9 protein-coding genes, 1 tRNA gene and 1 riboswitch are annotated in these 10,906 nt (G+C 57.5%); of the genes, 1 reads left to right on the forward strand and 9 read right to left on the reverse strand.

Annotated features, from left to right (window positions below; all coding sequences use genetic code 11):
• Window positions 1-2: 2 nt before the first annotated feature.
• The 7 genes from nrdE to M0412_RS12660 form a co-directional block, all read right to left on the reverse strand.
• Window positions 3-2,189 carry a class 1b ribonucleoside-diphosphate reductase subunit alpha gene (gene nrdE / locus M0412_RS12630; RefSeq protein WP_269700611.1) on the reverse strand — a complete coding sequence of 729 codons (2,187 nt, stop codon included), beginning with the start codon at window positions 2,187-2,189 and terminating at the stop codon, window positions 3-5.
• Window positions 2,177-2,575, reverse strand: a complete 399-nt coding sequence (nrdI, locus tag M0412_RS12635) for a class Ib ribonucleoside-diphosphate reductase assembly flavoprotein NrdI (protein WP_142840716.1) — start codon at window positions 2,573-2,575, stop codon at window positions 2,177-2,179. The genes nrdE and nrdI overlap by 13 nt, the downstream gene beginning before the upstream one ends.
• A 12-nt stretch (window positions 2,576-2,587) precedes the next feature.
• Window positions 2,588-2,809, reverse strand: a complete 222-nt coding sequence (gene nrdH, locus M0412_RS12640) for a glutaredoxin-like protein NrdH (protein ID WP_142840715.1) — start codon at window positions 2,807-2,809, stop codon at window positions 2,588-2,590.
• 313 nt (window positions 2,810-3,122) lie between these two features.
• Window positions 3,123-3,347, reverse strand: a riboswitch (cobalamin riboswitch).
• A gap of 133 nt (window positions 3,348-3,480) precedes the next feature.
• The gene (locus tag M0412_RS12645) at window positions 3,481-4,110 is read right to left on the reverse strand and encodes a nucleoside triphosphate hydrolase (RefSeq protein WP_142840714.1); all 630 of its coding nucleotides are present in this window, start codon (window positions 4,108-4,110) and stop codon (window positions 3,481-3,483) included.
• Window positions 4,107-4,889, reverse strand: a complete 783-nt coding sequence (locus M0412_RS12650; RefSeq protein WP_142840713.1) for an ATP-binding cassette domain-containing protein — start codon at window positions 4,887-4,889, stop codon at window positions 4,107-4,109. The genes M0412_RS12645 and M0412_RS12650 overlap by 4 nt, the downstream gene beginning before the upstream one ends.
• Window positions 4,889-5,971 carry an ABC transporter permease gene (locus M0412_RS12655; protein ID WP_142840712.1) on the reverse strand — a complete coding sequence of 361 codons (1,083 nt, stop codon included), beginning with the start codon at window positions 5,969-5,971 and terminating at the stop codon, window positions 4,889-4,891. Before M0412_RS12655 ends, M0412_RS12650 begins: the two co-directional genes overlap by 1 nt.
• 227 nt (window positions 5,972-6,198) lie before the next feature.
• Window positions 6,199-7,221, reverse strand: coding sequence for a sugar ABC transporter substrate-binding protein (locus M0412_RS12660; RefSeq protein WP_142840711.1), 1,023 nt, complete (start codon window positions 7,219-7,221; stop codon window positions 6,199-6,201).
• Between the two features lie 265 nt (window positions 7,222-7,486).
• Between M0412_RS12660 and M0412_RS12665 the strand changes: the two genes are divergently transcribed.
• On the forward strand, window positions 7,487-8,719 hold the full coding sequence (locus tag M0412_RS12665) for an ROK family transcriptional regulator (protein ID WP_269700616.1): 1,233 nt from the start codon (window positions 7,487-7,489) through the stop codon (window positions 8,717-8,719).
• Between the two features lie 58 nt (window positions 8,720-8,777).
• On the opposite strand, the gene recQ is transcribed toward M0412_RS12665, so the two are convergent.
• Window positions 8,778-10,586, reverse strand: a complete 1,809-nt coding sequence (gene recQ, locus M0412_RS12670; RefSeq protein ID WP_269700618.1) for a DNA helicase RecQ — start codon at window positions 10,584-10,586, stop codon at window positions 8,778-8,780.
• A gap of 194 nt (window positions 10,587-10,780) precedes the next feature.
• A tRNA-Met gene (locus M0412_RS12675) sits at window positions 10,781-10,857 on the reverse strand.
• Window positions 10,858-10,906 lie beyond the last annotated feature (49 nt).

Here is a 10,906-nt window from a genome sequence, read left to right on the forward strand (position 1 = left end):
AATCAGAGCGTGCAGGAAACGCAGCCCTGAACCTGCGTGCCTTCCAGCGCCATCTGGCGCAAACGGATGTAGTAGATGGTCTTGATCCCCTCCTTCCAGGCGTAGATCTGCGCCCGGTTGATATCGCGTGTCGTCGCCGTATCGCGGAAGAACAGCGTCAGCGACAGGCCCTGATCGACATGCTGGGTAGCCGCCGCATAGGTGTCGATGATCTTTTCAGGGCCGATCTCATAGGCGTCCTGATAATATTCGAGATTGTCGTTAGAAAGATAGGAAGCCGGGTAATAAACGCGGCCGATCTTGCCCTCTTTACGGATTTCGATCTTCGAGACGATCGGATGAATGGAAGAGGTGGAGTGGTTGATATAGGAGATCGAACCGGTTGGCGGTACGGCCTGAAGGTTCTGGTTATAGAGACCCGATGCCATCACGTCCTGCTTCAACGCCGTCCAGTCTTCCTGCGTTGGAATGGCAATGCCGGCTTTTTCGAACAGCTCACGGACCTTTTCCGTCGCGGGCAACCATTCCCGATCGGTATATTTGTCGAAATAGTCGCCCGAGGCATATTTGGAGTTCTCAAAGCCCTTGAAGCTCTGGCCCCGTTCCACGGCCAGCCGGTTGCTGGCGCGGATGGCGTGATAGGTCACGGTGTAGAAATAGATATTGGTGAAATCGACGCCTTCTTCGGAACCATAAAAGATGCGTTCGCGCGCCAGATAACCGTGCAGGTTCATCTGGCCAAGCCCGATGGCGTGGCTCGCATCATTGCCCTTTTCCACCGAAGGAACGGAGGAAATGTGGCTCATGTCCGATACCGCCGTCAGCGCCCGGATGGAGGTCTCGATCGTCTTGCCGAAATCCATCGAATCCATCGCCGAGGCGATGTTCAGCGAGCCGAGATTGCAGGAGATATCCTTGCCCATATGGCTATAGGAAAGATCGGCATTAAATTCGCTTGCCTCGCTGACCTGCAGGATTTCCGAGCAAAGATTGCTCATGCTGATACGGCCGGCGACCGGATTGGCGCGGTTCACCGTATCCTCGAACATGATGTAGGGATAACCGCTCTCGAACTGGATTTCGGCGATCACCTGGAAGAATTCGCGCGCCTTGATCTTCTTCTTGCGGATGCGGCTATCCGCGACCATCTCCTGATATTTTTCGCTGACAGAAATCTCGGTCAACGGTACGCCATAGACCCGCTCCACGTCATAGGGCGAGAACAGGTACATATCCTCGTTGTTGCGGGCGAGTTCGAAGGTGATGTCAGGGATTACCACGCCGAGCGACAAGGTCTTGATGCGGATTTTTTCGTCAGCATTTTCGCGCTTGGTATCGAGGAAACGCATGATGTCAGGGTGGTGGGCATGCAGATAGACTGCGCCCGCGCCCTGACGCGCGCCAAGCTGGTTGGCGTAGGAAAAGCTGTCTTCCAGCAGCTTCATGACAGGAATGACGCCGGAAGACTGGTTTTCGATGTGCTTGATCGGTGCGCCGAATTCGCGAATATTGGTCAGGGACAGCGCCACGCCGCCGCCGCGCTTTGAAAGCTGCAGCGCCGAATTGATGGAGCGGCCGATGCTTTCCATATTGTCTTCCACGCGTAGCAGAAAACATGAGACCAGCTCACCGCGGCTCTTCTTGCCAGCGTTCAGGAACGTCGGGGTCGCCGGCTGGAAGCGGCCGGAAATGATCTCATCCATCAGGTCGCGGGCAAGCTGTTCGTCACCGCGCGCGAGAGCCAGCGCCACCATGCAGACGCGATCCTCATAACGCTCCAGATAACGTTTTCCGTCGAATGTCTTCAGCGTGTAGGAGGTGTAATATTTGAACGCCCCGAGGAAAGTCGGAAAGCGGAACTTCCGGGCATAGGCTTCGTCATAGAGATCGCGGACGAAATTGAAGGAATACTGATCCAGTACCTCCTGTTCGTAATATCCCTCCGTTACCAGATAATCGAGTTTTTCCCTGAGGTTATGGAAAAACACCGTGTTCTGGTTGACGTGCTGGAGGAAATATTGCCGGGCGGCAAGGCGATCCTTGTCGAGCTGGATCTTTCCGTTCTCGTCATAGAGGTTCAGCATCGCGTTCAGCGCGTGGTAGTCCAGTCCCGTATCAACCGGTTTCTGGCTTGCAGCTACCGGCTGTTTGGCGTCCTTGCGCAGCGCGCCTGAGGTCAGCGTGTCCAAAATCGTTCCAATCCATGTTTGACGTTGGCGACATCTTCCTCCGTGCCGAGAAGCTCGAAGCGATAGAGAAACGGCACGGCACATTTGCGCGAGACGATATCTCCGGCGGATGCGAAAGCTGCGCCAAAATTCGTGTTTCCCGCCGCGATGACGCCGCGAATGAGATTTCGGTTGGAGGGCTCGTTCAAGAACCGGATGACCGGCTTTGGCACGGCCCCTTTCGTGCCGCCGCCCCCATAGGTGGGGGTGACGAGCACATAGGGCTCAGACACATGAGGCACATCCTCCTCGGCGCCGAGTGGCAGGCGCAATAATCGCCGCCCCAGTTTCAGAAGGAAACGATGCGTGTTTTCAGAGCGGCTGGAATAATAAACGATCAGCCCCATCACGCTGCCGCCTTAGCTGATCGCGCCGATCATATCCGGCCGGAAACCCGCCCAATGGCGTTCGCCGGCGACGACCACGGGAACCTGCATGTAACCAAGGCCGCGAACGTGATCGAGCGCATCCGCATCTTCGGAAATATCGACGATCTCATAGCTAACGCCGATGCGGTCGAGTGCGCGATAGGTGGCAGTGCATTGGACGCAGGCGGGCTTGCTGTAAACGGTGACGGTCATAATTTCCTCTTTCGAAGCCGTTCTTGGACACGGCTCAACATTGCCGATTGCAATCGCAATCGGGTGGCGATGGATTTGTCATTCAGGTGGGGCGCACGGCTTAGAGGGTTTGTCACATTTCCGGACGGAAACCGTTTGTCCCGGTTATCCTGAAAACGCTTCTGGCCGCGTAAAATCACTCTCTACGCCGACGAGCGCAGGAACTTAAAAAAATGCACTGGCATGACTTCACCCCGAAGCTTGTTCTGGAAGGGGTCAGAAAAGGGCGAACGCAATTCATTTGCGCCATACCTTCCTTCCGGACACCCCGCCCGTGGACGTTTTCGCTCAAGGCAGGTCTCCTGACTTACGGGTCACAACATCTATCCCGGCCTTCCCGGAGCTTTTGGCTCCAGTGACCCAAATCGGAACGATGCTCGCCGCTTACAGTTGCGGGGGCAGTTTCGGCATTGTTCCGCCATGATGGCGTTGCTCACCGAATTCCCGTCTTAGCTCCCGACGCTTGCGAATCGGGAGAACCTTGAACACCACATATAGCATATGAGGAAATTTTCTCGTCAATAAATAGACACACAAAAGCCCCACCCTGTGGATGAAAAAGATTCAACACATGGTCAACAAAGGCTTAACGGCAAATGCGCCTTGCCGCTCAGTGACGAGAAAGCGTTAACCTATTCCCAGATATCGATGTGAATATCGGCAGGGCGGGCGTTCTCGATCACCCTTTTACCGTTGGGAAGATCGTTTTCAAAAAGTTTGGCGTGGATCGCAGCTGCATCGAGGCCGTAGCCCTGCCATCTGCTCCGCAACCTCTCTTCAAGCACGTTGACCGACGGCCCAACGAAAATAGTAAGGTCGAAGCTCTCGGAAAGCGCCGTCCATGGGGCCTCATTCAGCAGCAGATAATTGCCTTCAGCCAGAATGAAGCGTGTCTCCGGCGCGATGGCGCGGGCGGACGCAATGGCGATTTCGCGGGAGCGGTCGAAAACCGGGACAAGCACCTCCTGCCCGCCCCTGCGGACGGCAGAGACGATATCGAGGAAGCCACGCACATCAAAGGTTTCGGGCGCGCCCTTGCGCGGCAGCAGCCCACGCTCTTCAAGGATGCCATTGTCCATATGGAAGCCATCCATGGGCAGCACGGCGGCCGTTTCGCCCCGCGCCAGCAAAGCATCACAAAGCGCGTCCGCCAGCGTGGATTTGCCGGCCCCAGGGGGACCGGCAATGGCAATGATAAAACGGGATTTGCCCTCTGCCCGCCGAAGAACGTCTTCAGCGATCGTCTCAAGCTTCAGCGTCATGCGGCAAGCGTTTCCTTCGGCGCTTCCTTGGCGCCGGTCATGAAGGCGACGGCGTCGGACATGGAATAGTCCTTTGGATTGATGACGCACAGGCGCTTGCCCAGCCGGTGAATGTGGATGCGGTCCGCCACCTCGAACACATGCGGCATGTTATGCGAGATCAGAACGATCGGCAGACCGCGCGAACGCACGTCAAGAATGAGTTCAAGAACACGCCGGCTTTCCTTCACGCCAAGTGCTGCCGTCGGTTCGTCGAGGATGACGACCTTGGAGCCGAAAGCCGCCGCGCGTGCTACCGCCACACCCTGCCTCTGGCCGCCAGAAAGGGTTTCCACCGCCTGATTGATGTTCTGGATCGTCATCAGACCCAGTTCCGAGAGTTTCTCGCGGGCGAATTTTTCCATGGCCGGACGATCCAGCGCCCGGAACACGCTGCCCTGAATGCCGGGTTTGCGGATTTCCCGGCCGAGGAACATATTGTCGGCTATGGAAAGTGCCGGCGAGAGCGCGAGGTTCTGATAGACGGTTTCGATACCCGCCTTGCGCGCCTCGATCGGCGAGCGGAACTGCACAGGCTGGCCTTCAAGCCTGATCTCTCCCTCATCCGGTGTCACCGCACCGGAAATCGCCTTGATGAGCGAGGATTTGCCGGCGCCATTGTCGCCGATCACCGCCAGGATTTCTCCGGGATAGAGATCGAAATCGGCATGATCGAGGGCGGTCACGCGGCCATAACGTTTGACGAGATTGCGTGCTGTGAGAATAGGTTCTTTTGCCATCAGCCTGCTACCTTTCTGATCCACTGGTCGATTGCGACAGCCATGATGATGAGGACGCCGATCAACAGATAGGTCCATTGCGGGTCGGTTCCGATGAGCCTGAGGCCGAGCGAAAAGACACCGACGATCAGGGCGCCGAAAATCATGCCCATGATCGAGCCGCGCCCGCCGAACAGCGACAGGCCGCCGATAACCACAGCCGTGATGGATTCGATATTGGCAAATTGGCCGGCGGTCGGTGAAACCGAGCCGATGCGGCCGATGAGAGCCCAACCGGCGAAGGCACAGATGAGGCCGGACAGGGTGTAAACGGTCGTCAGCATGCGCTTGACGTTGACGCCGGCCAGTTCGGCAGCATCCGGATCGTCACCCACGGCATAAAGATGGCGGCCCCAGGCGGTGCGGTTGAGCACATACCAGAGCAGAGCAACGAGCAGAACCATGGCGATGACGCCGTAGGTAAAGACCGCACTTCCCAGACGGATGTTATTTCCGAAGAACTGCAGAATGGGCGCCTGCTGAGCGATGTCCTGTGCGCGGATCGTTTCATTTGCGGAATAGAGGAAATTCGTCGCCAGTACGATCTGCCACATGCCGAGCGTGACGATGAAGGGCGGCAGGCGCATGCGCGAGACCAGAATGCCGTTGATGAAGCCGCAGAATGCGCCGACAGCAAGACCACAGAGAATGGAGAGTTCCGCCGGCAGGCCGTAACGGAAGGTAAACTGCCCCATGATGACGGAGGAGAGTACCATGATGGCGCCCACCGACAGATCGATACCCGCCGTCAGAATGACCAGCGACTGCGCTGCGCCGACGATGCCGACGATGGCCACCTGCTGCAGGATAAGGGTCAGCGTGAATGCCGAGAAAAACTTGCCGCCAAGGGTCATGCCGAAGACAGTCAACGACAGCACCAGTACGATCAGCGGCACGGCCGCCGGGCTGGAATGCAGAAAGTACTGGAATTTTTCCAGAACACTCTTGTCGTGCGTGTCGAAAGCGGCGACCTGCGTCGAACTTCCCGAAAGCACATTTTCAAATTCATTATGCGGCTGAGCCCGCACCGGCTGATCGCTCATGGATTTTCCTCCCGATCGCTCTATCGCATCCGCCCTTGAAGCAAGGGTCTATTTTTCAATAAAATGACGCGTAGATTCAAAGTGTTGTGAAGCGGGCCAATCTCGTGTCTGCGGGACGCGCGGCGCGCTCGTTTGTTCCTTTGTCCGATCCCCCGGATCGTGGCTGAAATTATTCTGGTCCAAGGGCGGGGGGCAAGAATGCCCCCGCGGGTTTCAATGGCGAGGCATCAGCCCCAGCACTTGTTGAGACCTTCCTTCGTGTCGATCGAGTCGAGGCCCTTGACTGGCTTGTCGGTCACCAGCGTCACGCCAGTGTCGACGAAGCTCTTGCCTTCGGTCGGCTTCGGCTTTTCACCCGTATCGGCGAACTTCTTTACGGCTTCCACGCCAAGAGCCGCCATCAGCAGCGGATATTGCTGCGAGGTCGCGCCGATTACGCCTTCCGCGACGTTCTTGACGCCAGGGCAACCGCCATCGACGGAAACAATCAGAACGTCCTTCTCACGACCAACCGCTTTCAGCGCCTCGTAAGCGCCGGCAGCCGCAGGTTCATTGATGGTGTGAACGACGTTGATGGTCGGATCCTTCTGCAGCAGGTTTTCCATGGCCGAGCGGCCACCTTCTTCGTTACCATTGGTAACGTCATGGCCAACGATGCGCGGATCGGTTTCATCACCGATCTTGTTGATGTCTTTCACGTCGATGCCAAAGCCCTTCATGAAGCCCTGGTTACGAAGCACATCCACTGTTGGCTGGGAGGGGGTGAGGTTAAGGAAGGCGATTTTTGCGTCCTTGGCCTTGTCGCCAAGGGTGCCGGCGGCCCATTTGCCGATCAGCTCACCTGCCAGAAGATTGTCGGTGGCAAAGGTGGAATCGGCGGCATCAACGGGCTCCAGAGGCGTGTCGAGAGCGATCACCAGAAGGCCGGCATCACGTGCCTTCTGCACGGCCGGAACAATGCCCTTGGTGTCCGATGCGGTGATCAGGATACCCTTGGCGCCATCGGCGATGCAGGTCTCGATGGCTGCAACCTGGCTTTCGGAATCGCCGTCGATCTTGCCGGCATAGGATTTCAGCGTCACGCCAAGTTCTTTGGCCTTGGCGGTCGCGCCTTCCTTCATCTTGACGAAGAAGGGATTGGTGTCGGTTTTGGTAATGAGGCACACCGATGTGTCTGCCGCGGACGCGACGGAAGCGAAAGAAACGCCAAGCGCAAGCGCGCCCAGAAGAGCGGAAACAGTGGTCTTCATGAGATCCTCCCAATGGATATTTGAGCACCGTGACGGTTACCCGACGATCTCGTCTCCTCCGAGAACAACGACCGTTGGCCCAGATGGAACCACCAAAGGAAACGCCTGTCAATAAATAAATCCGATTGAATTATTAATTCGGTATGGCATTCTAATATGCGGCAGGGAGGAATATCGCCACCGTTGTTTACGTTGCGATAGCAAGATTGCCATAAAGCCTGCAGGTATCGGTCGTGACGGATATAGCGGGCGGGAGGATGACATTATGAGACGATCTGTCGAGACGGCGCCGCCTGCGCCGCCCACCATTATGGATATCAGCGGCGGTGCCAACCAGATCGGGGTGCGCGCTTATAATGAGCGGCTGGTGCTGTCGCTCGTTCGCCGCCATGGCGGATTGTCGAAAGCCGAAATATCCAGGCTTTGCGGCCTTTCGGCGCAAACCGTATCGGTCATCATGCGCTCGCTGGAGAAAGACGGCCTTCTCATTCGTGGTGAAAGACTGCGCGGAAAGGTCGGGCAACCATCGACACCCATGCGTCTCAATCCCGACGCCGTCTTTTCGTTTGGCGTGAAGATCGGCCGGCGCAGTGTCGATCTCGTGCTGATGGATTTTGTCGGCCGGATCAAACTCAAGCTGCGCAAGACTTACCCTTACCCCCTGCCGGAATGGATATTGCCGTTCGTGATCGAAGGGATCACGGAGATCGAATCGAAATTGTCCCCGGCGGAACGGCAAAAAATCACCGGAGTTGGTATCGCCGCCCCATTCGAACTGTGGAACTGGGCCCAGGAAGTGGGCGCGCCGCAGGCCGAAATGGAACGGTGGCGGGATGTTGATATCCGCTCCGAAATTGCCGAAGGCGTCAGCTACCCGGTCTTTCTGCAGAATGACGCGACCAGTGCCTGCGGTGCAGAGCTGGTTTTTGGCGCTGGCCAGAACTACCCGGATTTTCTCTATATCTTCATCGGCTCCTTCATCGGAGGAGGCGTCGTTTTGAATTCGGCGCTGTTCTCCGGAAAAACGGGCACCGCCGGTGCAATCGGCCCTCTACCGGTGCAGGGGCAGGATGGCAATACGGTTCAGCTTCTGAAAATCGCGTCGATCTTCGTTCTGGAGAACATGCTGCGCGAAAAGGGTATCGATCCACGTCCCCTTTGGTTCTCACCCGACGAATGGATCGATTTCGGCGAACCGCTGGAAAGCTGGATCAACAAGACGGCCGCCGCGCTGGCGCAGGCCGTCATCGCCGCCGCCTCCATCATCGACTTTTCCAGTGTCATCATCGATGGCGGTTTTCCCGATTGGGTCAGAGCGAGGATCGTCTCTGCCACCCGGCTTGCTCTCAAACACCACGACCTTCAGGGCGTTACGCTGCCGGAGATCATCGAGGGCGCGGTCGGCAGCCAGGCCCGGGCGATCGGGGGGGCAAGCCTGCCCCTGTTCTCCCGTTATCTCATCGATCAGAACGTTCTATTTAAGGACACGACAGGCTAAGTCTTTACCCTTTACCTGACTATCCCCAACGCTGGTCTTGGCCGAATTAATCTGCCAGTCACTCGCCAGCGGCGTGCTGCATGATCGCCTCCAGAAAGGCGGGGCCGTAGCGCTCCAGCTTGGTGTCTCCGACGCCGGGGATTTGCGCCATCTCCCTCGCCGAGGCCGGTTTCGCAGCAGCGAGTTCGATCAGGGTCTTGTCGTGAAAAATCACATAAGGCGGGACGTTCTGCGTGCGGGCAATTTCCATGCGCTTCGCGCGCAACACCTCGAAGAGACCACGATCCGCCTCCGGCAAAGCTGTCGATGCGGCATTACGCGGCGTCTGCTGTCGGGTCGAGCGGGGCGCAGACGGTATTCTCAGCATCAGGGATGGCTTTTCGCGCAGGAACCGCCTCCCGTCTTCGGAAATCGACAATCCGCCATGTCCGGACAGATCCACCTCGATCAGGCGAAGCGCAACCAGTTGCCGTAAAATCGCGCGCCAGGTGCGATTATCATGCTCTTTGCCGATCCCGTAAGTGGTGATCTGATCGTGCCCGAAGCGGGAAATCCGCTCGTCCTCGACGCCTAGCAAGACGCGGATGACATAGGCCTGGCCGAAACGTTCCCCAGTGCGGTAAATGCAGGAGAGCAGCTTTTGCGCGGCTATCGACCCGTCAAACAGATCCGGCGGCTCGGCGCAGGTATCACAATTACCACAGGGCTCGCATCGATCGCCAAAATAGGAGAGCAGGATCTGCCGGCGGCAGCCCGCCGTTTCCGCCAGACCGAGCAGGGAATCAAGCTTCTGGCGCTCCATATGTTTGCGCTGGTCCGCGGCGTCCGATTCTTCAATGAAGCGGTTGCGCAAAGCGATGTCTTCATAACCGTAGAGCATAAGCACGTCTGACGGCAGACCATCACGACCGGCGCGGCCGGTCTCCTGATAATAGGCCTCGATGCTGCCGGGCAAATCGATATGGACAACGAAACGCACATCCGGCTTATCGATGCCCATGCCGAAAGCGACGGTCGCGACAATAATCACCGCCTCACCATGTTGAAAACGGGTCTGGTTCTCTTCGCGGGCGGCCTTGTCCATGCCGGCGTGATAGGGCAGCGCATCTCGCCCCTCTTCCCGCAACCACGCCGCCGTCTCATCCACCTTGCGTTTTGACAGGCAATAAACGATTCCGCTTTCATTTTCCCGGCCGTTGAGAAAACGTTTCAGCTGGGCGCGAGGATTGTCCTTCTCCATGATCGCATAGCGGATGTTAGGACGGTCGAACCCGGCGATGAATGCATCTTTGTCATCGATGCCCAGATGGCCGAGAATCTCGGCGCGGGTGGGTTCATCCGCCGTCGCCGTCAGGGCCATGCGCGGCGTGTCGGGAAAACGCTCAATCAATGTGTCGAGCTGACGATAAGGCGGGCGGAAATCATGTCCCCATTGCGACAGGCAATGCGCCTCATCGACCGCGATCAACGACAGGTCAATGGATTGAAGCGCGTCGAGAACATCGGGTTTGAGCAGGGTTTCCGGCGCGGCATAAAGAATATCGACCTCGCCGGCCCGCATATCCTGCCAGAGCGCACGGCGCTCTTCCAGAGAAAGATCGGAATTGAGCGCCTCGGCCCGCACACCAGCCTGACGCAGGGCAGCCACCTGATCGACCATCAACGCTATGAGCGGCGATACGATAAGCCCCATTCCCGCCCGGGCAAGCGCCGGGATCTGGTAACAAAGCGACTTTCCTCCACCCGTGGGCATGAGTACGAATGCATTATGTCCTGCCATGACATGCTGGATGATCTCGCCCTGGCGTCGGCGGAATGTATCATAGCCGTAGATGGTCTTGAGTATCTGCAAAGGTTCGGCGGTCACGGCGTCTTTCTTCTGCGTTGGATGATTTGCGCATCATGGCCAAATCCGGATTTATGGCAATCTCGAACGGCTGGATCGGCACAGAAAGAGAGGCAGATTACCAGCCAGAAGATGCATAGGTTTGAGTGCTTGGAACGCAAAAGCCCTCCGCGGCGGGAGGGCATTTTATTGTATGATAGTCTTTGTAGGGGATTTGGTTGCGGGGGCAGGATTTGAACCTGCGGCCTTCAGGTTATGAGCCTGACGAGCTACCGGGCTGCTCCACCCCGCGTTACCAGCGCAAGTTCGCAGAACTTGTCGCGAGAGCGTAACCGCATGGC

Origin of the sequence: Agrobacterium sp. O3.4 (assembly GCF_041414895.1) — a bacterium.
Classification (GTDB): Bacteria; Pseudomonadota; Alphaproteobacteria; order Rhizobiales; family Rhizobiaceae; genus Agrobacterium; species Agrobacterium cucumeris.